Raw genomic sequence first — 24143 nt, 5'->3', positions numbered from 1 at the left:
TCGGCTATACCGGCGGCCGGACCTGGGACAAGGAGGCGCCGGAGGTGCCCGGCGATCCGGTGACGGCCAAGGCGCCGCAGCCCTGCGACCTGGCGATGATCGCCTGCCTCGACGCGGTCTCGAACGCGACCGACCTCCGCCCCCTGCCTCCAAACGCGCCGGACGTGCCGCGGCAATGCCCGGTCGAACCGCTGATCGGCGACATCCGCAACGACAACAACCTGATCCTGTCGCAGATCACGGTCCTGTTCCATCGCTTCCACAACCGCATCGTCGACGCCATCCTGGCGTCGCCGCACCGGCCGTCGGACTACGAGGTCTTCGAGATCGCCCGCGCGCTGGTGATCGCGACCTACCGGTCGGTGGTGCGCAACGACTATCTCGGCCATCTGCTCGACCCCGGGGTCTGGCGCGACTATGCCCCGCGCGAGGGCCTGCAGGACCTCGGCGGCTTCGGCCGGCGCCTGGCCGCCGATGCGGACACGCCGCTGCCGGCCGAGTTCATCATGGCCGCCTTCCGCTTCGGCCACGCCATGGTGCGGCCGTCCTACACGCTGAACCGGGCCCTGGCGCTGACCGAGACCAGCCTCAAGGGGCTGATGACCTTCCGCCGCGGCATGCTGGTCGGGGATGGCGGCGTCCCGGGCAGCCCGATCCCGAACGACTGGATCCTGGAATGGGATCTGTTCTTCCCGGAGAAGGCGGGCGCCGACGAGAACCAGTCGCACCTGATCGGCCCCTGGGTCACCTCCCAGTTCTACACGATGTCGGCCATGGCGCATGACGACATGCGCCGCATGGTCGGCGCCGACCCGATCTACGAGAACTATGGCGGGCTGCCGTTCCGCGACCTGGCGCGGGCCTATCTGTCCAGCCTGCCGAGCGCGCAGCATCTCGCCGACCGGCTGGGCATCCCGAAGCTGACGCGGAAGGAGCTGCTGGGCGACGGCCATGGCGGCCTCGCCGGCATGAATGCGCGCACCCAGCCCAATCCCCTTGCCGGCGCGCCGGACGGGGTGATCGAGGCCCTGGCCGAGGATACGCCGCTGTTCTACTACATCCTGCGCGAGGCGGAGGTGCGCCACCAGGGCCGGCGCCTCGGGCCGCTGGGATCGGCGATCGTGGCCCAGGTCGTCCTGGCCGCATCCATGGCCGAGTCGACGACCGTCGAGGCCGGCGTGATCCGGCGCTGGAGCCGCGTCCTGTTCAAGGGCGGCGCCATTCCGGACAGCATGCGCGACATCATCGGCTTCGTCGAATCGCCGCCGCCGCCGGCGGCGCCGTCGCGGCCGATCACACAAGCCAGCGTCTGACGGCGCCGGCACGGAGGTGGTGGGGGCCTCCGCCTCCGTCGCCCTTCGGGGCGCGGGGGCGGAGGATTAAAGCGCCGGCCGGTCGGCCGTCGCCATACGGCAAGGCAACAGCGCCTTGCGAACAAGGAGGAGCAAGCGATGACGGACCATAACAAGCACGATCCGAAGCACGCACCGAAACCTGTGCCGGTCGAGATGACCATGTACGACCGCGAGGCCGCGGGCCGGCTGATCATCGGCATGGCGATCGGCGAGATCGAGAGGCCGAAGACGACGGCGGAGGCGCTGCAGCTGCTGAAGGATCATGGCATCACCCTGGAGAACTTCGCCGCCTCCGGAAAGGAGATCCGGGTCGTCAGCCGCGACGAGGCGCTGTACGTCGTGCTGCCGCCGGCCGACCTGATGCGGCAGCGGATCGAGGAGTACTCGAAGTATCCCGGCCCGTATCCGCTGCCGGACGAGTACGCCCTGCAGGTGCGGCGCGACCCGAACGCGCTCGACGCCCTCGACATGTTCTACTTCCGCGTCGGCGACTACAGCTTCGGTCAGTGCCGGTGAGGCCAGTACAGCTGCTCCTCGCCGACATCGGTGGCGGGAAGGCCGGCCTGGATCAGGCCTTCCCGCAGCTCGCGCCAGCGGGCGACGTTGCGGATCGGGAAGCTGCTTAGGAACCACTCGACGATGGCGGCGTCGGTGCATTCGAACTTGGCGTGCCAGGCGTCGCGGGCGTTGCGCAGGAAGAGGCGCGCCTCCTCCTGCGCCCGCCGGTTGTCGCCGACGAGGCTGAGGGCGGCGGCCTTCCAGGCCGGGATGTTGAAGATCGACTGGCCGGCGCGGTCGGCGGCCTCGATGCAGCCCTCGACGTCGCCGTGCAGGAAGCGGATGCCCGCCAGATAGGCCCAGTGATGGGGCGGGACCATCGGGTTGAGCTCGAAGGCGTTGGCCACGAGATCGAGCGCGACGTCGGTCCGGTCGACGAAGGCGAAGCCCTGCGCCGCCGACATCAGCACCGACGGGTTGCTCGGGTTCAGGTCGCGCGCCAGCTCCAGATGCAGGTCCGCCTGCGGATAGCGGGTCGTCATCATGTAGGACCAGGCGAGGGTCAGGTGCCCGCGCGCATCCAGCGGGTCCAGCTCCGCCGCCCGCCGCGCCAGCGACAGCGCCTCCTCGGCCATGGCGCGGTCGCGGCGCACCCCCGGCAGGATGATGTGCCGGGAATTGTAGATGTTGGCGAGGCCGCTATAGGCCGGGGCGAAGCTGGGCCAGTCCCGGATCACGTCCTTGAACAGCGCCTCGGCCTCGAACTCCGCCTGCGGCTCCCAGAAGTTCAGCAGATACTGGGCGCGCAGCCAGCGGATGTAGGGGCCATGCGCGAAATCGCGGTCGCCGATCTGCCGCGACAGGGCGTTCGCCGAGATATGGATGTCGAGCGTCGCCGACACGCGGCGGGCGATCTGGCGCTGCTGGTCCATCCAGGACTGCAGCGCCAGCGAGAAGGTCTCCGACCACAGCGACCGCTTGCGGGTCAGCTCGGTCAGCGAGACGACGATCAGCAGGTCGTCGTCCTTGTGCCGGAAATCGGTGGACAGGCGGTAGTCGGCCTGCGGCGGGGCTCCGGCCGCCGGAGCCGAATCCGGCGGCTCGACCACGATCCATTCCCGGAACCGCACCAGATTGGCGATCAGCTCGCTGCGGAAGCCGTGGACGACGTAGTCGTCGATGCCCTCGGGGATCCCGGGGTTCAGGCGGTCCACTTCGATGATCGGCAGCCGGGACTGCTCCTCGGCCGGCGCCGAAGGCGGCTGGGCGGTGCTGTCGAGCGAGCCCTTCTTGATGTCGACGATCAGGCGCTGCGTCTCGTCCGACGGCTCCATGTCGTAATCGTTCTGCAGCAGGTCCCACAGCGTCGCGTACAGCTTCAGCGCCGCCGCGATGTTGCCGCGCAGCGCCTGCTGCAGGATCAGGATGCGATAGGCCTCCTCATGCGTCGGGTCGATGTCGAGCAGCGCGTGGGCGGCCTCGGCGGCGATCTTCTCGCCCGAGGCCGGATCGCGCAGGATCCGCTCGATGCCGCCGATGAAGGTCTTTCGCCATTGCTGCCGGCAGACGGTGAGCCAGGAGGCGAACTCCCGGTCGAGATCCTCGAACCCGGCCATGATCCGGTCCGGATTGGCCAGTCCGAGCGCCAGGATCGACGACAGCACGCCCCGCGCCAGGTCGGCGGCGACCAGCTCGAGGTCGATCTCGACGGATTCGCGCCGGACGAGGATGTCCTGGCGCCCGATTTCGACGATGCCCGGGCGGACGGCGTCGAGATTGTCGCGCAGCTGCTTCAGGCATTGCCGCAGCGAGCCGCGGGCATGATCGCCGTCGCTTTCGCTCCAGAACACCCCGGCGACGCGTTCACGGCTCTCGACCGCCGTGCCGCTCAGCGCGATGAAGGCGAAGATCGCCTGGGCCTTGCGGCTGCCGAGCTCGATCCGTTCCCCGTTGCCGAGACGGAGATCGAAGCCATTGCCCAGCGACAACCGCAGACGCTCGATACCGCCAGCCTCCGGCGCGGGTACGTCTTCCCGATCCGGAGGCCTCACGCTCCGTACTGCCGGAACCGCCATCCGCGGTCTCCCTTTCCCCCAACCAGTTGAAACCGCAGCGGACTGGGCTCACGAACTATTAAATATTGCCGGGCATTCGATCAAACTATTCAGTGGGCGCCCGAAGTGTGAGGCCGTCTTGCGAAGCCCCTCCGTCACCGCGGCAGGCGAGGAGGGTTGCAGCTCCGGCGATAGCAGCTTCACGACGGGAATCCCAGCCCTCCCGGTCAGATCGACCCGGAAAATCGCGATGTCTCGGCGGGCCAGGGCGGCCAGCAAACCGGGCAGGGAGTCCGGCCTGTCGACGTCGTCATCCGCCACCTCGCCGTGCACCGTGGCCAGCAGCGCCTCGGGCCGGAGCGCGCGCTTCGCCGCCAGCCGCTCCTGGTCCGCCGGGTCCGCTGCCGGCCCGGCCCGGCGCAGCCGCAGGAACAGCAGGTCGTTGGCGATCTCGGACTGGACCATCTCCAGGACGGCCGCGTCCAGCGCGGCGGCGCGGCCGGGACGGGCGGCGAAGCCCAGGGCGACCAGGCCGTGGACGGGGCTGATGGAGGCCGCGGCGACAACGGCGAGCGGCAGGCCGTCGGCGTCGAGCTGCAGCGCGAACCCCTGGCGCGGCCAGGGCGTGTCGGACCCCGGACGCAGCCGGTCGAGCGCGGCGGCCATCAGCGCCGGCGGCAGCCGGAGGGCGGGCCGGCCGCCATACCACCATTGTGCGACCACATGCCGCTCGACCAGCTCGAACAGGGCGGAGCGGGCGGCGTCATCAAGCGTCGGGCCGGCGGCGCAGCCCTCGCTGACCGGGACGGCCGCCCGTTTCCCGCCCGACGGCCCGAAGACCAGCGGCCGCGGCACCAGCACGGGGCGGCCGGTCGCCGGCTCCACGCCCGCCATGACCGGGGCGGCGTCGAGCGCGGCGGCCGATGCCAGGCCGGTCCGCGCCCCGACCTGGCCGGCGAAGCGGGCGGCGATGGTCCCGGCCGCGCCGTCCCGGGCGGCGTCGCCGGTCTCGGGCGCGGCCAGGGCCAGGGTCTCCGCGGCTTCGCCGATGCATTTCTGGAAGGCCCGCCACGGGCTCGGGTCGCATCCGATCACGCCGTCCACGGCAATCGCCGCGCCGCCATCGCCGCCGGGCCGCGGCAGCCGGGCGCCGAGGACGGTCAGGCCGGGATAGTCCATCGCCGGCACGACGAAGCTGGCCTCGAGCGTCGCGGCCAGCCGGAACAGCCGGGCGGTCCGGCCATCCTCGTCGCTGCCGTCAGGCGTCACCCCGAAGGCTGCCAGCAGCCGCCGGGCCTCCTCCTCCGCCTGGCCGGCCGCGCCAGGACCTCGCTCGAACAGCAGGGCACAGGTGTCGTAGACAAGGGGCGGTGCGAGCATGATGCTCCGGATGACGGGCAGGTCTTCGGCCCATTTCATCATGGGAGCCGCGAAACGCGTGGTGTTTTCTTCCGGAGGCCGCTCCTGACCGCCCTCGACCCCGTGCTCGCCGACCGCATCGCCGCGGTGCTCGGCGTGCGGCCGGTGGCGGCCGAACCGCTGCCGGGCGGGTCGACCGTCGCGGTGCTGCGGGTCGACCTCGCCGATGGCGGAAGGGTGGTGGCCAAGGCCGGGGCGGGTCCGCTGCTGCTCGAAGCCTGGATGCTGGGCGAGCTGGCCCGGCACTCCGCCCTGCCACTGCCGGCCGTGCTGCACGCTGCCGAGGACCTGCTGCTGCTGGAGCATGTCGACCACGAGCCCGGCCCGCCGGCGGAGCCGGCGCAGCTGCATGCCGCCGAGCTGCTGGCGGCGCTGCACGCACCGGCCTGGCCGCGCTTCGGCTACGGCCGCGACACCACCATCGGCAAGCTGCCGCAGCCCAACCCGCCGGCCGACCGCTGGGTGCCGTTCTTCCGCGACCACCGCCTGCTGCACATGGCCCGCGCCAGCCACGCCGAGGGCACGGTCGACGCCGTCCTGCTGCGCCGGCTGGAGGCGCTGGCGGCGCGGCTCGACGATCTGCTGTCGGAGCCGCGGCATCCGGCGCTGCTGCATGGCGACATCTGGACCGGCAACCTGCTGCACCGGGGCGGCCGAATCGCCGCGTTCATCGATCCCGCCATTTCCTGCGGCCATCCGGAGATGGAGCTGACCTACCCGACCTTGTTCGGCACCTTCGACGACATTTTTTTCCGCCGCTATGCCGAGCTGGCGCCGCTCGATCCCGGCTTCTGGAACGACCGCCGGCCGATCTATCTCCTGTATCCGCTGCTGGTCCATGTCCGGTACTGGGACCCGGCCTATGCCGAGCCGATCCGCCGGATTCTCGACCGCTACGGCTTCTGATCTATGGCCTAACCCCCCGAAACGTCTTATGATTCATTGAGATTGTAACGGTCCATTTTCTTCGCCATAGTCGCGCCAATCCGACGATGACGCGGAGCTTGAACAGAGAAACGCCCTCGGTTTAAACGGCGAGCGAACAGATGAGGTTTGACCATCTGCGGATGGTCTGTGGAGGCAATTCGGCGCGAGCATGGAATATTTCCTGCAGCAGCTCATCAATGGGCTGACGCTGGGCGCGATCTACGGTCTGATCGCGATCGGCTACACGATGGTGTACGGCATCATCGGCATGATCAATTTCGCCCATGGCGAGATCTATATGATCGGCGCGTTCATCGCGGTGATCGGGTTCGTCGTGCTCGGCGCCTTCGGCGTGCCCGGCGTGTCGGTGGCCCTGGCGTTGGCGATCGTGCTGATCGTCAGCGTGGTGGTGACCGCGGCCTATGGCTGGACGATCGAGCGGCTGGCCTACCGGCCCCTGCGCGGCTCGACCCGGCTGGCGCCGCTGATCTCCGCGATCGGCATGTCGATCTTCCTGCAGAACTACGTCCAGCTGCTGCAGGGCGCCCGGCGCAAGCCGGTGCCGCCGCAGATCCCGGGCGGCTTCCAGCTGACCTCCGGCGGCGGCTTCGACGTCAGCCTGTCATATCTGCAGATCATCATCGTGGTGCTCACCCTCGCCCTGATGATCGGCCTGACCTGGGTGATCAACCGCACCTCGCTCGGCCGGCAGCAGCGCGCCTGCGCCCAGGACCGCACCATGGCGGCGCTGATCGGCGTCGATGTCGGCCGCACCATCTCGATGACCTTCGTCATCGGCGCGGCGCTGGCCGCCGTGGCCGGCGTGATGGTCACCCTCTATTACGGCGTGATCGACTTCTACATCGGCTTCCTGGCCGGCATCAAAGCCTTCACCGCGGCGGTGCTGGGCGGCATCGGCTCGCTGCCCGGGGCGATGCTGGGCGGCATCCTGATCGGGCTGATCGAGGCCTTCTGGTCCGGCTACTTCTCGTCGGAATACAAGGATGTCGCCGCCTTCACCATCCTGGTGCTGGTGCTGATCTTCCGCCCGTCCGGCCTGCTCGGCCGCCCCGACATCGAGAAGGTCTGAGGCGATGGCCACGATCGCGCATTCCGACGCGGCCGGCCTGCGCCGCCTCGACCTCGTGGCCATGGCGAAGGAGGCGGGGGTCACCGCCCTTATCGCCCTGGTCCTCACCGCCCCCCTGGTCGGCATCCGCACGGTGGAGCAGAGCGGCGCGCTCGGCTACCAGACCGACTTCACTGCGGTCGCCATCGCAGTCGCGCTGGTCTTCCTCGGCCGCATCGGCATCATCCTGAACCGCGAGGGTGTGCCGCGGCCGGTGTTCTGGGCCAGCCTGCTGTTCCTCGTCGTCTTCGCCCTGCCGCCGATCTACGAATATCTGCGGCCGATGATCTCCGACGCGTTGCCGCCGCTGCCGGTGCAGGACCTGCACTCGGTGCCGCTGCTGCTGGTCGGGGCGCTCGGCGCGCTGTGGCTGCTGATCCAGTCGATCCTGGTGCAGCGCCGCAGCCGCGCCAGCCTGTCGCGGCAGGAGCGCGACCGGGCGATGGACCGGATCGGCGCCCGGGTGCAGCGCCTCAGCGTCTATGTCGGGCCGATCCTGGTGCTGCTGGCGGTGATCTTCCCCTTCACCGACCTCGCCAGCCGCAGCACGCTTGGCGTCGCCACCATCGTGCTGATCTACATCATGCTCGGCTGGGGGCTGAACATCATCGTCGGCCTCGCCGGCCTGCTCGACCTCGGCTACGTCGCCTTCTACGCCGTCGGCGCCTATTCCTACGCGCTGCTGGCCACCACCTTCGGCTTCAGCTTCTGGCTGTGCCTGCCGCTGGCCGGCCTCCTCGCCGCAAGCGCCGGCCTGATCCTGGGCTATCCGGTGCTGCGGCTGCGCGGCGACTATTTCGCCATCGTCACCCTCGGCTTCGGCGAGATCATCCGCATCATCCTGATCAACTGGGCGCCGGTGACCGGCGGGCCGAACGGCATCAACAACATCCCGCGGCCCAGCTTCTTCGGCTTCCCGTTCGACCGCAGCCCGCCCGAGGGCACCACCGCCTTCCACCAGCTGTTCGGCCTGGATTACGACCCGACGCACCGGATCATCTTTCTCTACCTGCTGATCCTGGCCCTGGCGCTCCTGGTCAACTTCATCAGCGTGCGGCTGCGCCGGCTGCCGGTCGGCCGCGGCTGGGAGGCGATCCGCGAGGACGACATCGCCTGCCAGTCGCTCGGCATCAACCGCACCAACCTGAAGCTGGCGGCCTTCGCCACCTCGGCGATGTGCGGCGGCTTCGCCGGCAGCTTCTTCGCCACCTATCAGGGCTTCATCAGCCCGGAGAGCTTCTCCTTCATCGAATCGGCGATCGTGCTGGCGATCGTGGTGCTCGGCGGCATGGGCAGCCAGCTCGGCATCGTCGTCGCCGCCTGCCTGATCATCGGCCTGCCGGAGGCGTTCCGCGGCCTCGACCTGTACCGCATGCTGGTGTTCGGCCTGTGCATGGTCGGCATCATGGTGTGGCGCCCGCGCGGCCTCCTGGCCCATCGCGACCCGACCATCCTGCTGCACGGCAAGAAGGGAGCCTCGTCTTGACCGCCCTTCTGACCATCGAGCATGTCTCGATGCGCTTCGGCGGCCTCGTCGCCATCGACGACGTCTCCTTCGACATCCGGGCCGGCGACATCACCGCGGTGATCGGCCCGAACGGCGCCGGCAAGACCACGCTGTTCAACTGCATCACCGGCTTCTACAAGCCGACCGCTGGCCGGATGACGCTGCGGACGAACACCGGCGAGTTCCTGCTGGAGCAGATCCCGGGCTACCGCATCGCTCAGCATGCGAAGGTCGCCCGCACCTTCCAGAACATCCGGCTGTTCGCCGGCATGAGCGTGCTGGAGAACCTGATGGTGGCCCAGCACAACAAGCTGATGAAGGCGTCCGGCTTCTCGATCGCCGGGCTGCTCGGCCTGCCCGGCTATCGGCGGGCGGAGCGCGAGGCGGTGGAGAAGGCGAAGTTCTGGCTCGACCGCGTCGGGCTGACCGCCCAGGCCGATGATTCCGCCGGCAGCCTGCCCTATGGCGGCCAGCGCCGGCTGGAGATCGCGCGGGCGATGTGCATCGACCCGGTGATCCTGTGCCTGGACGAGCCGGCCGCCGGCCTCAACCCCCGCGAATCGCAGGAGCTGAACCAGCTGCTGCGCGCCATCCGCGACGAGCACAAGACCAGCGTCCTCCTGATCGAGCACGACATGAGCGTCGTCATGCAGATTTCCGACCACATCGTGGTGCTCGACCACGGCAAGAAGATCGCCGACGGCACGCCGGCGGAGATCCGCGCCGACGAGGCGGTGATCCGCGCCTATCTCGGCGAGCCCGAGGCGGACGATCTGCCGCCGGAGATCGCCGCCGATGTCGCCGCCGTGACCGGGGAGGCCCGGCCGTGATGCTGTCGCTGCAGGGCGTGCACACCTTCTACGGCGCCATCGAGGCGCTGCGCGGTGTCGATGTCGAGGTCAAGGAAGGCGAGATCGTCACCCTGATCGGCGCCAACGGCGCCGGCAAGTCGACCCTCCTGATGACGATCTGCGGCAACCCGCAGGCGCGCAAGGGGGCGGTGCTGTTCGACGGCAAGGAGATCACCCGCCAGCCGACCTTCGAGATCGTGCGCCGCGGCGTCGCCATCTCGCCGGAAGGCCGCCGCATCTTCCCGCGGATGACGGTGATGGAGAACCTGCAGATGGGGGCGCTGACCGCCGATCCGGCGGGGTTCGGACGCGATATCGAGCAGATCTTCACCCTGTTCCCGCGGCTGAAGGAGCGGCAGGCCCAGCGCGGCGGCACCCTGTCGGGCGGCGAGCAGCAGATGCTGGCGATCGGCCGGGCGCTGATGAGCCGGCCGCGCCTGCTGCTGCTGGACGAGCCGTCGCTCGGCCTGGCGCCGCTGGTGGTGAAGCAGATCTTCGAGGCGATCAAGATGATCAACCGGGAGCAGCGGATGACCGTGTTCCTGGTCGAGCAGAACGCCTTCCATGCGCTGAAGCTGGCGCATCGCGGCTACGTCCTGGTCAACGGCCGGGTGACGATGAGCGGCAGCGGCCGGGACCTGCTGGCGAATCCGGAGGTCCGGGCCGCCTATCTCGAAGGCGGGCATTGAGGGGCGGGCGATGGAACAGATCCTCGGAACCTCGATCGGCGATTTCATCTTCGTCAGCCTGATCCTGGGCGGCGGCGCCGGCCTCCTGACCGGCCAGGGCCAGGCCCAGGGCTGGGCACCGATGCGCAAGGTGGTGCCCTTCGTGGTGCTGCTGGCCTGTGCGACCAGATTCCTGCACTACGCGCTGTTCGGCGGTACGCTCTTGTCGCCGACCGGCTTCGTCATCGATCTTGTCTGGATCGGCCTGTGCGCCACGGTCGCCTTCCGGATGACGCGGGCGGCGAAGATGGTGCGGCAGTATCCGTGGCTGTACGAGCGCGCCGGCCTGTTCGGCTGGCGCGACCGGCGGCCGGCCGCACGGTAAGACGCCGGTCCCCTCGGGCCGGCGGAAAGCAAGGAGAGCCGGCGGGGCCGTCCCGCCCGGCGATGAACTGGGGAGAGCGATTTTGATGACGAGATTCAACCGAGTGCTCCTGGCCGGCGTAGCCCTGGCCGCGATGGCGTCGGCCCCGGCCTGGGCCGATGTGAAGATCGGCCTGGGCGCGCCGCTGACCGGCCCGAACGCGTCCTTCGGCGAGCAGATGAAGCGCGGCACCGACGCGGCGGTGAAGGCGCTGAACGACGCCGGCGGCGTCAATGGCGAGAAGATCTCCGTGGTCTACGGCGACGACGCCTCCGACCCGCGCCAGGGCGTGGCCGCGGCGAACGAGCTGGTCGGCCAGGGCGTGGTGGCGGTGATCGGCCACTTCAACTCCTCGGTCTCGATTCCGGCCTCGGCGATCTATGCCGAGGAGGGCGTCGTCCAGATCACCCCGGCCTCGACCAACCCGCAGCTGACCGAGCAGGGGCAGAAGACCACCTTCCGCACCTGCGGCCGCGACGACCAGCAGGGCGATGTGGCCGGCGCCTTCATCGCCGAGAAGTTCAAGGGCCGCAACGTCGCCGTCATCCACGACCAGACCACCTACGGCAAGGGCCTGGCCGACGCCACCAAGGCGGCGATGAACAAGGCCGGCGTGACCGAGAAGATGTATGAGGGCATCACCGTCGGCGAGCGCGACTTCTCCGCCGTCGTCTCGAAGATGAAGCAGGCCGGCATCGACGTGATCTATTTCGGCGGCCTGCACAATGAGGCCGGGCTGATCCTGCGCCAGGCGCGCGAGCAGGGGATGAACGCCCAGTTCATCTCCGGCGACGGCATCGTCACCCAGGAGTTCTGGGGCATCACCGGCGACGCCGGCAAGGGCGTGCTGATGACCTTCGGCGCCGACCAGCGCAACAGCGACGCCGCCAAGGATGTCGTGGCCAAGTTCAAGGCCGAGAACTACGACCCCGAAGGCTACACCCTGTACAGCTACGCCGCGGTCCAGGCCTGGGCCGAGGCGGCGACCAAGGCCAAGAGCTTCGACGGTCCGAAGGTGGCCGAGGCGCTGCATGACGGCAGCGCCTACAAGACCGTGATGGGGCCCCTGGCCTTCGACGCGAAGGGCGACCGCAAGACGACCGACTACGTCTTCTACATCTGGAACGCCGGCAGCTACGCCGAGGCCACCCCGGGCGAGCTGGCCAAGGTCGGCGCCAAGTAAGAGACCGTTTGGAAATGCGCTGGTGTGAGTCGGCTGGTGGTGGTTTCGAGACCCGGCGCGCAGCGGACGTTTGAGTCCGTGAGCACCGGAAGCGGAGAAATCGCCTCCAGACGGCCGCACCAGTAGCGTTTCCAAGCGGTCTCTAACACCAAAGGCCAGTGGCGGACACCACCCGCCATGGACATTGTCGACCCGGCGGGAACCTCCGCCGGGTCTTTTTTGTCATATGATTGATCGCAGGACCGATCCGTGGTGTAACGGACGGTCTATATCGCAGTGCAGCATGGGGGACAGCGATGGAGCTGCCAGCCACCCCGATCGCAATCGAACCACGTGGGCTCGACCGGGAGTCGTTGAAGCGCGACATCCTGGAATGGCTGGTCTACGCCGTTGGGCGCGAGATCCATCGCGCCACCCGGCACGATTGGTTCGCCGCCACGGCGCTGGCCGTTCGCGACCGCCTGGTCGACCGCTGGATGGCCTCGCAGCACCGCGAGGAAGCGACCGACGGCAAGCGGGTCTACTATCTCAGCCTCGAGTTCCTGATCGGCCGGCTGATGGCCAATGCGCTGACCAATCTCGGCGTCTATGACACCTGCCGCGACGCGCTGGCCGATTTCGGCGTCGACCTCGGCACCGTGCTGGAGGTCGAGCCGGACGCGGCGCTGGGCAATGGCGGCCTCGGCCGCCTCGCCGCCTGCTTCCTCGACAGCATGGCCACGCTCGGCATCGGCGGCACCGGCTACGGCATCCGCTACGAATACGGCTTGTTCGAGCAGCAGTTCGACCGCGGCTGGCAGGTCGAATACCCCGAGGACTGGCTGAAATTCGGCAATCCCTGGGAGTTCGAGCGGCCGGAGGTCGCGTTCCCGATCGACTTCTACGGCAAGATCGAGCCGGGCGAGCCCGGGCCGGACGGCCGGCCGAAGCCGATCTGGAAGGGCAGCCAGCGGGTGCTCGCCGTCGCCTACGACACGCCGGTGGTGGGCTGGGGCGGCGTCACGGTCAACACGCTGCGGCTGTGGTCGGCCAAGCCGGTGCGGGAGTTCGATCTCGCCCCCTTCAACTCCGGCGACTATATGAAGGCGGTCGAGGACAAGATCCTGTCCGAGACCTTGTCGCGCGTGCTGTACCCGAACGACAACACCCCGGCGGGGCAGGAGCTGCGGCTCAAGCAGGAATACTTCTTCACCTCGGCCTCGCTGCAGGACGTGCTGCGCCGGCACCGGATGCATCACGACGGCTATGACGACCTGCCGGCCAAGGCGGCGATGCAGCTGAACGACACCCATCCGGCGATCGCGGTGCCGGAGCTGATGCGCCTGCTGATCGACCGGCACCGGCTGGACTGGGACCGTGCCTGGAAGATCACCACCGGTTGCATCAGCTACACCAACCACACGCTGATGCCGGAGGCGCTGGAGACCTGGCCGGTGGCACTCTTGGAGCGGGTGCTGCCGCGCCACCTGCAGATCATCTACGAGATCAACGACCGGTTCCTGAAATCCTCGCGCGTGGTGGCGAAGGACCCCAGCCGCCTATCCACCCTGTCGCTGATCCAGGAAGGCTGGGACCGGCGGGTGCGGATGGGGCCGCTGGCCTTCCTCGGCAGCCACCGGGTCAACGGCGTCTCGGCGCTGCACACCCAGCTGATGCGCGAGACCGTGTTCCGCGACCTCAACGAGGAGTTCCCGGACCGGATCACCAACAAGACCAACGGCATCACCCCGCGGCGCTGGCTGGTGCAGGCCAACCCGAACCTGGCGCAGCTGATCCACAACATGATCGGCACCGGCTGGGAGGACGACCTGGAGCGGCTGTCGGCGCTGGCCGGCAAGACCGGGGACAGCGCCTTCCGCGAGGCGTTCTGGGCGGTGAAGCGCCGCAACAAGGCCCTGCTGGCGCATCACATCGGCGAGATCGCCGACCTCCGCGTCTCCGGCGACGCGCTGTTCGACGTCCAGGTCAAGCGCATCCACGAATACAAGCGCCAGCTGCTGAACATTCTGCACGCCGTGGCGCTGTGGCAGGAGATGCGCGACACGCCGGACGCGGCCTGGACGCCGCGGGTCAAGATCTTCGCCGGCAAGGCTGCCCCCGGCTACGCCACGGCCAAGCTGATCATCAAGCTGGCCAATGACGTCGCCAAGGTGATCAACACCGATGCCGAGATCCGCGATCAGCTGAAGATGGTGTTCCTGCCGAACTACAACGTCACGCTGGCGGAGCGCATCATTCCCGCCGCCGACCTGTCGGAGCAGATCTCGACCGCCGGCATGGAGGCGTCGGGCACCGGCAACATGAAGTTCGCGCTGAATGGCGCGATCACCATCGGCACGCTGGACGGCGCCAATGTCGAGATCGCCGAGCGTGTGGGCGAGGACAACATCCTGATCTTCGGCCTGACCGCGGCCGAGGTGGCGGCGAAGCGGGCTCAGGGCTACGACCCGGCGGCGGTGATCGCCGCCGACCCGCGCCTTGCCCGCGCCGTGGCGGCGATCGAGGACGGCACCTTCTCGCCCGACGATCCGGGCCGGTTCCGGCCGCTCACCGACGCGCTGCGGCACAGCGACTGGTTCCTGGTGGCCGCCGATTTCGCCGCCTATTGGGACGCCCAGGCCCGCGCCGCCGCGCTGTACCGCGACCGCACGACCTGGACCCGCATGGCGATCGAGAACACGGCGCATGTCGGCTGGTTCTCCTCCGACCGCACGGTGCAGGACTATGCCGAGGAGATCTGGGACGTCTGGCCGCCTTTGGCCCGGGCGGCGGAGTAGGGCCGGTTCAGCCTGATCCGCCGGCGCGCCAGGCCTTGGCCGCTTCGGCCAGCCTCTCGCCATCGGCCGCCAGCCGCTCCACCGCCACCCAGCGGTTCCAGTCCGGCGCGATGCTCCAGCCGGCGGCGCCGGAATGGGCCTGGGGCAGCCGGTAGTGGAACACCGGGCGGGCGGCGATCTTCTCATAGGGCAGCTTGGCCCGCACCCGCGCCGGGTCAGGCCCAGCGGCAGCAGGTCCAGGCCGCGGCTACCGCCTGTGGCACCACCTGCCGCGGGCGCTGTCCCTGCGCGACGGCCGCCTGGACGGGGTGAAGATCGAGGCCCTGCTGTGGGACGCGATCGAGGCGCGCCGGGCGGGGATGAAGGGGTAGAGCCGGATGCGACTACGGCGATCCGAACTCGACGAGTCGCGGTTCGCCCTCCTTGGGCCCATCAAAGAGGACGAGGCCCATCAAGCCCTGGCCAGTCTGTTCCATGACGAGCAAGGCTTCCGGCTTCGTCTCTGTCCCATATACCTCCAGATCCAGCAGCTTCTTCGGCTCGGAGCCGCTCATGTTCGGACCTGAGCTTTTCTTGAGATAGATGGCGTAGTCGCCGGGCTTGATGCCGCGGTCCTCGTCCGGGTCCTGCACCGGCCCCGCGATGATGAGGAAGCTGTCGTCGAACGCGACGAGATCACGGATCCCCCGGGGATTCCCGAGGTTGTCCTTTCCCAGCATCACGGGGTCGGGGGTGAACTGGCCCTCGGCACCATCAAAGAGAGCGTTGATGGGCGCCGAAACAATGATGGCGTTGCCATCGTCGAGCACGGGACCGCGCAATCCTGCATAGAGCACGCCGTCCTGGACAGCGACGCCCTCGATCGTCAGGCCATTGGCGTCGAGGGGCTTGTCGTAGAAGGGGGTCAGCGGCGTCGAAGGCGCTGACATCAGGTGCGCAAGTCTGCCTCCGTCGTCGTCCTTTAGGACCGTGCCGATCTTGCCGGTGTCCAGGCTCACGGTCGACGGATCGATCTTGATACGAAAGACATGGCGGGTCGCCGCAGCCTTGGCATTGCTCTTCGCCTCGTCGGGCACATCGGCATGGCGAGGTCTGCCATAGGAGCCGATGACATAGAAATAGCTGTCGGCGTAGGCGACACCCTCTGCATCCAATTCGAGCGGCTTGTCCTTGAAGCCGTCCTTCTCGTCCTTGAAGCTGTCCGTGATGAGCGGAATGAAATCGCCGGCAACGAGATGATCCTTGTGCAGGATCACCACCTGTGCGCCCTGGGTCTCGTCGTCGACCAGGAGGCAGATGCGCGGGTACATGCCGGGATCGCCCGCACAGGCGATGCCGCTGACATCTTTCGATTTCTTGAGCTCGCCGTCCTTGACCTTGCCGACAAGCTTGCCCGACACCTTCAGGGGCTCGTCGGCATGGGCCATCGAGGGTGCTCCCGCAGCCAGAGCCAGATGGATCGCGATCGCGGCGGCCGGCACCAGGCCGACCGCCACACGTCGTTTCAGCCCAGACGACCGCATCGCTTCAGCCCTCCTCACAGATGCCATGGATAAGTCCGTTGTCCGGCCGAGGCATTGCGGCCGGGCGGCAGCAGGTACCGACAGGGGTCGCCAGGACCCTGCGGATGACGTTCATTCCGGCTCGGGCACGTCTTCTCCTCCGTGCGGCCCGGTCGCCGCCGCCAGGAAGGCGGCAAAGACATAGCCGTCGAGGAGGCCGTCGCCTTCGAGATCGACACGGACCCAGTCGGGGTTCCCGGGGTCGACCGAGACCACGGTCAGCTCCGTCCCCAACGGCAAGGTCCGGCTGTAGGGGAAGTCGGTGCCGGGCCCGCCGCGCAGTCTCAGCCCGTCGCGGGCGACGACGGCGTAGCGGCCGGGCCCGGCACCGGCGGCTGCCGCCCCATCGACGGTCCGCGACAGCTGGACATAGTCGAATATCCACTCGCCATAATATTTACTGCCGTCGAAATAGCCCTGCTTCAGGCCCTTCTTCGTATTGTAGCTGCCCCTGTTGTAGGCGATGGCGACGGTGGCGAACTCGAAATCGGTGAGGCTGGTCTTGGCTTCGTAACCTCGGGTCTTGAGGCCTCTGCGCAACTCGAGCAGGCAATGGTCGAGCGTATGCGAGAACACCTGATAGTTCTGGTTCAGGAAGTAGCCCGGGTCCTGGCGAAAGAACTGCAGGTCTCTCTGGAATACCCCGAAGCCATGGCAGAATTTATCGGGGTTCTGGACGACGCCGCTGTAGCCGGGGACATGGACGGCCATGTCCTCGAGCGCCTTGCGCGCAATGTCGAACATCTGCTGCCCGTCGGTCTCCGCGACCAGGGCGGCCTTGTTGCGCGGAAAGGCCTGCCGTCCTTTGCCCGGCCCCTGGTAGTCGATCGTATCGCCCACGCAGAGCGCGAGGATCTGGTCGAGCGGCAGCGGCACCTTGCGCAGGACCGACCAGATCGAGCCCGTCTCCTGGCATGCGATCGCGACGATCATGTCCAGATCGAACGGTGTGCCTGCCAGCACGCCTTCGATCTGGGTCCGGAACTGCTGCTTGAACCATCGGATATCGTCCGCCGTCGGCATGATCGTCTCCTGGATGGACGCTGTTCCGTCAGGGCCGGCCTAGCCGATGCCGTCGTCGCCGGGCTCTTCGGCGGCCTCGCTGCCGCCGGGCGCGGCGATGGGGGCGAGGTAGGCCGAGAAGACATACCCGTCGAGCAGGCCGTCGCCTTCCAGATCGACCCGCACCCAGGCCGGCTGGGTCGGGTCGACCGCCACGACATGGAGTGTGGTTCCCTGCGGCAATGTCCGGGTGGAAGGGAAGCCGGTCCCCGGGCCGCCACGCAGGTTCAGGCCGCCGCGCGCGATGACCTCGTAGCGTCCCATCGCGCGAACGCCCCCTACGACCGGCGCGACGGGATGGCCGGCGGGCGCGGCGGCCCAGCCCGCCTGCGCCGCCCGCCGCAGCCATTGCGGCGCGTTGGCCGACCGGCCGCCGGCGCCCCAGGTCAGCTTCGTGTGGTCGCTGACGGAGGTGCCGAAGCCGACATGAATGGTATCGTTTCCCATATACGTGACGCCCGCGCCGATGCCGATGGCGCCACGCGCCGCGGCGGCGGTCACGAAGTCCGCCACCACGGGGCCGCCCGACGCATCGGTGAATGTCTGTACGACACCGCCGACGAACAGCTTGATGTCGGCTGCCCGTCCGTGATCGTGGCGTGTGGAGCCCGTGCGGCGCGTTCCTTCGCCGATGGCGGGCTGGCCGCCGGAGACGACGAAGATCGCGTCCACCCCGACCGCCAGCGCGGCGGCGTCCAAAAGGTCGCGCAGTTCCTGAGTGATCGGCTGGTTGCGGATGGCGGAGGCCGGCGGCCCGGTGACGATCGACACTTGCACCCCCTATCGATGCACCGCTGCCTGCCGGCGACCAGATCTGGGATCGGACGATGTCGCCGGCGCTGCGCCGGCCCATCTCGGCCTGGCTGTTTCGTTGGGATGCACAGCCGGTCGGCGAGACCTTTCCTGAGAGAAATGGATATCTGGCAAACAGCGACGTGGTGAAAACAAACAGAGGAATTGAGACGAATAACCAGTTAATTATTACCATGGAGCCCGGTTTTGCGCAATCATCCGCATGGTCGTCGCATCCTGCGGTTCGGTTCTCTGCGAAGTGCGTCGACCTCCTTCGTGAGGACGGAGATCCGATAAGCTCATCAGGTTGGCAAAGCACTCAACCGCGACTGGCTCCTGACACGCCGGGCCGCGGCCGGCCGGCGACCCCTCAGCCGGGCAAGGCGGCGTCCACCAGCGGCCCGCTCCCGTCAGCCCAGGCGTTGCCCTCGCTGCGATACGCACGCGCCGCGGCGGCCAGGCGCTCGCCATCGGCCGCCAGCCGCTCGATCGCCACCCAGCGGTTCCAGTCCGGCGCGATGCTCCAGCCGGCGGCGCCGGGATGGGCCTGGGGCAGCCGGTAGTGGAACACCGGGCGGGCGGCGATCTTCTCATAAGGCAGCTTGGCCCGCACCCGCGCCGGGTCCAGGCCCAGCAGCAGCGGCAGCAGGTCCAGGCCGCGGTCGCGGGTCGGGTTGGCGGCCAGGTAGTCGTCGATCAGCCCGGCCTGGCCGGGCCGGTAGCCGGGCGCCGCGATCCGGTGCAGGAAGTCCGGCGGATAGGGCGGCGGCAGGTGCCGCTCCAGGCGTCGCTGACCCTGCGCGATCTCGCGCCGCAGCCGTGCTTCCATCAGCCCGAAGGCCAGCATCACCGCAGTGATCCGGGGCAGGTCCGCGGCCGGCGCGTCGATGTTGAAATGCAGGCCCAGCGACCCGAACAGGGTGGCGCCGCGTCCATGGGCCCCGGCGGCGCGCAGCAGGCCGAGGATGCGGTCGACCTCGCCCAGCCGGTCGACCGGCAGCGGCGGCACGATCAGCTCGCGCGGCACCGCGCCGGACACCAGCCATCCCAGCCCGGCGGCGGCCTTCGGCCCGATCCGCACCGGCAGGGTCATGCCGTGCCGCTGCGGATGGGCGTAGCGCAGGTCCAGCTCCACCGCCAGGTCGCCCAGGGCGCTGCCCCGCACCGCGAAGGCATGGGCATCCTCCGCGACCACCTCGCCGCCGACGCCTGCGGCCAGGGCCCGCGCCGCCCGGCGGGCGGACGGACCCATGAACTCGATCTCGACCCCGACCAGGCGCGGGGGTTCGGGCGCTGGGGAGGGGAGCGGCTGAAATGAAGCGGATTCGGCGGTCGGCACGGGCCGTCGGACCCCCATGGGTTCGGGACAGGAGCTCCCGGTTCATATTGGGGGTCGGAGGGGCAGGATTAAGGCGATGGCGCACCGTGTCGCGCCGGCGCCCCGTCGCGCGCCGCCTCGCCGGATGACGCCCTACGCTCCGCCAGCCGTTGCAGCAGCGTGAAGAACGACGGCACGAACAGCACCGCGAGCCCGGTCGAGGCCAGCATGCCGCTGACCACGGCGATGCCGATCGAGGCCCGCGCATTGGCGCCGGCGCCGGTGGCGAAGACCAAAGGCAGCACGCCGAGGATGAAGGCGAAGGAGGTCATCAGGATCGGCCGGAAGCGCAGCCGCGCCGCCTCCACCGCCGCCTCCGCGATCGGCATGCCTTCGGCCCGCTTCTCCCGCGCATATTCGACGATCAGGATCGCGTTCTTGGCCGCCAGCGAGATCAGCAGGATGACGCCGATCTGGGTGTAGAGGTTGTTGGCGACGCCGAGCAGGTTCAGCGCCGCGACGGTGCCGAGCAGCGCCAGCGGCACCGCCAGGATCACCGACAGCGGCTGGATCCAGCTCTCATACTGGCCGGCCAGCACGAAATAGACCAGGATCAGCGCCAGGCCGAAGATCAGGTAGATCTGGTTGCCGACGATGTCTTCCTGGTACGACATCGCCGTCCAGGCCGAGCCGTAGCCGGGCGGCAGCGTCTGGGCCGCGATCTGGTCCATGATCGCCATCGCCTGGCCCGAGCTGAAGCCCTGCGCCGGGCCGCCGACCAGGGTCACCGACGGGTACAGGTTGTACAGGCTGATCAAGGGCGGGCCCTGCACCGTCTCGACCATCATCAGGCTGCCCAGCGGCACCATCTCGCCGGCCGGGGTCTTGATCTTCAGCCGCAGGATGTCCTGCGGCGCCAGCCGGTGCTGCGCCTCGGCCTGGGCGTAGACCTGGAACACGTTGTTGAACCTGTTGAACTGGGTGACGTAGGTCGACCCCAGATAGCCCTGCAGCGCCGCGAACACCTGGCCGACCGTCACCCCCAGCGTCTCGGCCTTGGTCCGGTCGACGGCGAGGAAGATCTGCGGCGTGCCGGCGCTGAAGGTGGTATTCACCCGCTGCAGCGCCGACTGGGTGGACGCCTTGGCGACCACCTCGCGCGCCACGCTCTGCAGCTGCGCGAAATCGGCGCTGCCGTCCTGCACCAGCAGCTCCTGGGTGAAGCCGCCGGAATTGCCGATGCCCTGGATCGGCGGCGGCACGATCACGAAGGCGGTGCCGTCCTGCAGCCCGGCCAGCGCTGCGGTGAGCTTCTGGTAGAGCGCCCGCAGGGTCTCGTCCGGACCGCGCTCCGACCAGTCCTTGAAGATCACATAGGCCATGCCGGCGTTGAACAGCGTGGCGTTGTTGTCGAGCACCGAGATGCCGCTGACGCCGACGACATTGGCGACCCCCGGCGTCGCCAGCGCGATCCTGGTGACCTCGGCCACAGCACGGTCGGTCCGCTGCAGCGACGCCCCCTCCGGCAGCTGCACGCTGATCACGGCATAGCCCTGGTCCTCGATCGGCAGGAACGCCGTCGGCACCCGCGACAGGCCCCAGAACGCCAGGCCGATCAGGCCGATGGCGACCGCCACCATCACCGGGCTGCGCGCGACCATCCGGCGAATCAGACGCGCATACCAGCGCTCGGCCGCATCATAGCCGCGGTTGAAGCCGCGATAGACCAGGTTGCGCCGCTCCGGCGGCGTCGGCGGCTTCAGCCACAGCGCGCATTGCGTCGGCTTCAGCGTGGCGGCGTTGACGGCGCTGATGATCGCGGTGGCGGCGATCACCAGGGCGAATTGCTGGTACATCTGGCCGGTCAGCCCGGGCAGGAAGGCGGCCGGCAGGAACACCGACATCAGCACCAGGGTGATGCCGATGATCGGGCCGAACAGCTCGCCCATCGCCTTCACCGCGGCCTCGCGGCCGCTCAGCCCCGCCGCCATGTGGCGCGACACGCCCTCGACGATGACGATGGCATCGTCGACGACGATGCCGATCGCCAGCACGATGGCGAACAGGGTCGCGGTGTTGACGCTGAAGCCCAGCGCCGCCATGGCCGCGAAGGCGCCGATGATGGTAACCGGCACGGTGGTCGCCGGCACCAGCATCGCCCGCCAGTCCTGCAGGAACAGCAGGATCACGATCAGCACCAGCACCGCCGCCTCGATCAGGGTCAGGTAGACCTCGTGGATCGAGGCGCTGACGAATCTCGTGGTGTCGAACGGGATGTCGTAGACCAGGCCCGGCGGAAATGCCTTCGCCAGCTCCTGCATCTTCGCCTGCACCTCCCCGGCCACGGCCAGGGCGTTGGCGTCGGGCAGCAGGAAGATGCCGATGGCGGCGGCCGGGTGGCCGTTCAGGGTGGCGGCGTGGCTGTAGCTCTGCGACCCCAGCTCGACCCGGCCGATGTCGCGGATGCGGACCAGGCGGCCGCCGTCGCGGTTGTCGGCCTTGACGATGATGTCCTCGAAATCCGCCGCGTCGTTCAGGCGCCCGGTGACGTTGACCGTGTACTGGAAGTTCAGCCCGTCCGGGGCCGGCGGCATGCCGACCATGCCGGCGGTGACCTCCTGGCTCTCCTGCTGGATCGCGCTGACCACGTCGGACGGCACCAGGCCGTAGGCCTGCAGCTTGTCCGGATCCAGCCAGACCCGCATGGCATAGGGGCCGGCGCCGTAGACGGTGACGTTGCCGATGCCGGGCAGCCGCGCCAGCTCCTTCTGCAGGGCGATGACGCCGTAATTCGACAGGAACAGCCCGTCATAGCGGTTGTCGGGCGACGACAGGGTGATGAACTGCAGGATGGCGGTCGACTTCTTCTGCACGTTGACGCCCTGCACCTGGACCGCCTGCGGCAGGGAGGACAGGGCGATCGCCACCCGGTTCTGCACCAGCACCTGGGCGAGATCGGGATCGGTGCCGATGTCGAAGGTGACCGTCAGGACGTAGGTGCCGTCGCTGGCGCTGGTCGACTGCATGTACAGCATGCCCTGGACGCCGTTGACCTGCTGCTCGACCGGCAGGGCGACCGTGTCCATCACCGTCCGGGCGCTGGCGCCGGGATAGGTCGTGGTCACCTGCACCGTCGGCGGCACGACATTCGGATACTGCGACACCGGCAGCCGCAGCAGCGCGATGGCGCCGATCAGGACGATGACGAGCGCCAGCACATTGGCGAGAACCGGCCGCTCGATGAAGAAGCGCGAGACCATGAGGCTCCTCGGAGGATCGGGTGGCGCGCGGCTACGGCTTGGCGGCGGCCTGGCCGGCCGCCTGGCCCGCCATGGCGGCCTTGTCGGGCGTGACCTTGTTGCCGGGGACCGCCTTCTGGATGCCCCCGATCACCACCCAGTCGTCCGGCCCGATCCCGTCCCGCACCACGCGCAAGGGCCCCTGGGCAGGCCCCAGCGTCACCTGGCGCTGCTCCACCACATCGTCCTGGCCCAGCACCAGCACATAGCTGCCGAGCTGGCTGGTGCCGATCGCGGTCTCGTCGACATACAGCCCGGCATCCTGGTGGCCGACCGGCACGCGGACCCGGGCGAACAGGCCGGGCAGCAGCGCCGTGTCCTTGTTGTCGAAGACCCCGCGCACGGTCAGGGTGCCGGTCCTGGGGTCGATCTGCGGCGCGATGTAGTCGATCGTCCCCTTGTGCGGATAGCCGGTCTCGGTCTGCAGCCCGATCTCGACCGGAACGTCGTGGATGTCCCTGACCTTGCGGCCCTGGGCGGCCGCCCCCTGCTTGACCTGCAGCACCTGCTGCTCGCTGACCGTGAAATAGACGTGGATCGGGTCCATCTGCACGATGCTGGCCAGCTTGGTCGGGCCGCTATAGCCGACCAGCGCCCCGACATCGACGAGGTGGTCGGTGACGATGCCGTCGAACGGGGCCGCGACCTCGGTGTAGCCGAGGGTGATGGTCGACAGCTCGACATTGGCCTGCGCCTGCATCACCGCGGCGTTGGCCTTGTCGAGATCGGTCTTGGCATCCTCGACATGGGCCTGCGACGCGAACTGGTCCTTCCCCAGCGTCGATTGCCGCTGGTATTCGGACTGGGCGTTGGCCTGGGCGGCCTGCTGCTGCAGCAGGTCGGCCTTGGCCTGCTCCAGCTGGGCCTCATAGGTGTCGCGCTGGATGTGGAACAGGGGCGTGCCCTGCTTCACCTGCGCCCCGTCCTTGTAGTCGATCGACACCAGATAGCCCTGCACCCGGGCCTCGAGATCGACGGCGTTGTAGGCCTCGGTGGAGCCGGTCAGCTCGAGATAGCTGACCACCGGCTGCTTCACCGGCTGCGCCACCGTCACCTTGGGCGGCGGCGGCGGGACATAGGCGTTCTGCTCGTTGCAGCCCGCCAGGCCGATGATGCACGGAAGCACGGCCAGCCAGCGGCCGCGGCGCCCTCTCCCCTTGGCCTCCAATATTTGTGCCATCTCTCCCCCAATAAGAGATCCATCAAATCCGAAATCTATCTTCCCAATGGCCCGCATATCGGGCTAGGCCGAAGCAATCCGCCCCTCGCCACTCGCAAGAGGCCGGCCGCCAGCATTGTAATACTTCGCCGCGGCATC

General features: G+C 68.7%; 20 protein-coding genes. 11 read left to right on the top strand and 9 right to left on the bottom strand.

The features are described 5' to 3' along the window. Both FFK22_RS13100 and FFK22_RS42930 read left to right on the top strand, forming a co-directional pair. On the top strand, nt 1-1313 hold a 1313-nt coding region (locus FFK22_RS13100), incomplete at its 5' end, for a peroxidase family protein (protein WP_306770105.1). A 138-nt stretch (nt 1314-1451) separates the two neighbouring features. Beyond that, a complete protein-coding gene (locus FFK22_RS42930; protein ID WP_186002448.1) occupies nt 1452-1871 on the top strand; it encodes a hypothetical protein in 420 nt (139 codons plus the stop codon). Here FFK22_RS42930 and FFK22_RS13090 read toward each other — a convergent pair. Continuing rightward, entirely contained in the window at nt 1859-3841 is a 1983-nt protein-coding gene (locus FFK22_RS13090) for a BTAD domain-containing putative transcriptional regulator (protein WP_186002447.1), read from the bottom strand. The genes FFK22_RS42930 and FFK22_RS13090 overlap by 13 nt on opposite strands. A 135-nt stretch (nt 3842-3976) precedes the next feature. After that, a complete protein-coding gene (locus FFK22_RS42925; protein ID WP_186002446.1) occupies nt 3977-5287 on the bottom strand; it encodes a YcaO-like family protein in 1311 nt (436 codons plus the stop codon). Between the two features lie 102 nt (nt 5288-5389). Between FFK22_RS42925 and FFK22_RS42920 the strand changes: the two genes are divergently transcribed. The 8 genes from FFK22_RS42920 to FFK22_RS13050 all read left to right on the top strand — a co-directional run bounded on the left by FFK22_RS42920 (nt 5390) and on the right by FFK22_RS13050 (nt 14792). Further along, nucleotides 5390-6232 (top strand): fructosamine kinase family protein, encoded by an 843-nt coding sequence (locus FFK22_RS42920; RefSeq protein WP_186002445.1) that lies wholly within the window; start codon nt 5390-5392, stop codon nt 6230-6232. A gap of 190 nt (nt 6233-6422) precedes the next feature. Next, nucleotides 6423-7343 carry a branched-chain amino acid ABC transporter permease LivH gene (locus FFK22_RS13080; protein WP_138887133.1) on the top strand — a complete coding sequence of 307 codons (921 nt, stop codon included), beginning with the start codon at nt 6423-6425 and terminating at the stop codon, nt 7341-7343. A gap of 4 nt (nt 7344-7347) precedes the next feature. Continuing rightward, entirely contained in the window at nt 7348-8868 is a 1521-nt protein-coding gene (gene livM / locus FFK22_RS13075) for a high-affinity branched-chain amino acid ABC transporter permease LivM (RefSeq protein ID WP_221938566.1), read from the top strand. A gap of 29 nt (nt 8869-8897) precedes the next feature. Next, entirely contained in the window at nt 8898-9719 is an 822-nt protein-coding gene (locus FFK22_RS13070) for an ABC transporter ATP-binding protein (protein ID WP_138887166.1), read from the top strand. After that, a complete protein-coding gene (locus tag FFK22_RS13065; protein ID WP_138887167.1) occupies nt 9719-10429 on the top strand; it encodes an ABC transporter ATP-binding protein in 711 nt (236 codons plus the stop codon). The genes FFK22_RS13070 and FFK22_RS13065 overlap by 1 nt, the downstream gene beginning before the upstream one ends. A 10-nt stretch (nt 10430-10439) precedes the next feature. Beyond that, complete coding sequence (locus FFK22_RS13060; protein ID WP_138887134.1) at nt 10440-10793, top strand: DUF6867 family protein; 354 nt, start codon at nt 10440-10442, stop codon at nt 10791-10793. Nucleotides 10794-10878: 85 nt separating this feature from the next. Next, nucleotides 10879-12015 (top strand): branched-chain amino acid ABC transporter substrate-binding protein, encoded by a 1137-nt coding sequence (locus FFK22_RS13055; protein ID WP_138887135.1) that lies wholly within the window; start codon nt 10879-10881, stop codon nt 12013-12015. A 296-nt stretch (nt 12016-12311) separates the two neighbouring features. After that, a complete protein-coding gene (locus tag FFK22_RS13050) occupies nt 12312-14792 on the top strand; it encodes a glycogen/starch/alpha-glucan phosphorylase (RefSeq protein ID WP_138887136.1) in 2481 nt (826 codons plus the stop codon). A 7-nt stretch (nt 14793-14799) separates the two neighbouring features. On the opposite strand, the gene FFK22_RS13045 is transcribed toward FFK22_RS13050, so the two are convergent. Beyond that, nucleotides 14800-14997, bottom strand: a complete 198-nt coding sequence (locus FFK22_RS13045) for a hypothetical protein (protein WP_138887137.1) — start codon at nt 14995-14997, stop codon at nt 14800-14802. Here FFK22_RS13045 and FFK22_RS42915 point away from each other — a divergent pair. Continuing rightward, entirely contained in the window at nt 14987-15163 is a 177-nt protein-coding gene (locus FFK22_RS42915; RefSeq protein ID WP_186002444.1) for a hypothetical protein, read from the top strand. The two genes, FFK22_RS13045 and FFK22_RS42915, sit on opposite strands and share 11 nt — an antisense overlap. 12 nt (nt 15164-15175) lie before the next feature. Here FFK22_RS42915 and FFK22_RS13040 read toward each other — a convergent pair whose 3' ends face one another. The 6 genes from FFK22_RS13040 to FFK22_RS13015 all read right to left on the bottom strand — a co-directional run bounded on the left by FFK22_RS13040 (nt 15176) and on the right by FFK22_RS13015 (nt 24005). Next, on the bottom strand, nt 15176-16288 hold the full coding sequence (locus tag FFK22_RS13040) for a DUF3616 domain-containing protein (RefSeq protein ID WP_186002443.1): 1113 nt from the start codon (nt 16286-16288) through the stop codon (nt 15176-15178). Nucleotides 16289-16426: 138 nt separating this feature from the next. Beyond that, a complete protein-coding gene (locus FFK22_RS13035; RefSeq protein WP_138887139.1) occupies nt 16427-17377 on the bottom strand; it encodes an SH3 domain-containing protein in 951 nt (316 codons plus the stop codon). A 39-nt stretch (nt 17378-17416) separates the two neighbouring features. Then, nucleotides 17417-18187 (bottom strand): SH3 domain-containing protein, encoded by a 771-nt coding sequence (locus tag FFK22_RS42910; RefSeq protein ID WP_186002442.1) that lies wholly within the window; start codon nt 18185-18187, stop codon nt 17417-17419. A gap of 391 nt (nt 18188-18578) precedes the next feature. Beyond that, a complete protein-coding gene (locus tag FFK22_RS13025) occupies nt 18579-19565 on the bottom strand; it encodes an amidoligase family protein (protein ID WP_138887140.1) in 987 nt (328 codons plus the stop codon). Between the two features lie 50 nt (nt 19566-19615). Further along, a complete protein-coding gene (locus FFK22_RS13020) occupies nt 19616-22786 on the bottom strand; it encodes an efflux RND transporter permease subunit (protein ID WP_138887141.1) in 3171 nt (1056 codons plus the stop codon). Between the two features lie 31 nt (nt 22787-22817). Continuing rightward, nucleotides 22818-24005 carry an efflux RND transporter periplasmic adaptor subunit gene (locus tag FFK22_RS13015; protein ID WP_138887142.1) on the bottom strand — a complete coding sequence of 396 codons (1188 nt, stop codon included), beginning with the start codon at nt 24003-24005 and terminating at the stop codon, nt 22818-22820. Between the last annotated feature and the right edge of the window lie 138 nt (nt 24006-24143).

The sequence above is a fragment of the Mycobacterium sp. KBS0706 genome, from assembly GCF_005938675.2.
Classification (GTDB): Bacteria; Pseudomonadota; Alphaproteobacteria; order DSM-16000; family Inquilinaceae; genus Inquilinus.
This window is presented reverse-complemented; position numbering and strand designations above follow the sequence as displayed.

Coding starts and splice junctions, on each gene's coding strand:
- FFK22_RS42930 (WP_186002448.1), top strand. CDS start 1,452: ATGACGGACCATAACAAGCACGATCCGAAGCACGCACCGAAACCTGTG.
- FFK22_RS42925 (WP_186002446.1), bottom strand. CDS start 5,287: ATGCTCGCACCGCCCCTTGTCTACGACACCTGTGCCCTGCTGTTCGAG.
- FFK22_RS13080 (WP_138887133.1), top strand. CDS start 6,423: ATGGAATATTTCCTGCAGCAGCTCATCAATGGGCTGACGCTGGGCGCG.
- livM (WP_221938566.1), top strand. CDS start 7,348: ATGGCCACGATCGCGCATTCCGACGCGGCCGGCCTGCGCCGCCTCGAC.
- FFK22_RS13070 (WP_138887166.1), top strand. CDS start 8,898: ATGCGCTTCGGCGGCCTCGTCGCCATCGACGACGTCTCCTTCGACATC.
- FFK22_RS13065 (WP_138887167.1), top strand. CDS start 9,719: ATGCTGTCGCTGCAGGGCGTGCACACCTTCTACGGCGCCATCGAGGCG.
- FFK22_RS13060 (WP_138887134.1), top strand. CDS start 10,440: ATGGAACAGATCCTCGGAACCTCGATCGGCGATTTCATCTTCGTCAGC.
- FFK22_RS13055 (WP_138887135.1), top strand. CDS start 10,879: ATGACGAGATTCAACCGAGTGCTCCTGGCCGGCGTAGCCCTGGCCGCG.
- FFK22_RS13050 (WP_138887136.1), top strand. CDS start 12,312: ATGGAGCTGCCAGCCACCCCGATCGCAATCGAACCACGTGGGCTCGAC.
- FFK22_RS13035 (WP_138887139.1), bottom strand. CDS start 17,377: ATGCCGACGGCGGACGATATCCGATGGTTCAAGCAGCAGTTCCGGACC.
- FFK22_RS13025 (WP_138887140.1), bottom strand. CDS start 19,565: ATGGGGGTCCGACGGCCCGTGCCGACCGCCGAATCCGCTTCATTTCAG.
- FFK22_RS13020 (WP_138887141.1), bottom strand. CDS start 22,786: ATGGTCTCGCGCTTCTTCATCGAGCGGCCGGTTCTCGCCAATGTGCTG.
- FFK22_RS13015 (WP_138887142.1), bottom strand. CDS start 24,005: ATGGCACAAATATTGGAGGCCAAGGGGAGAGGGCGCCGCGGCCGCTGG.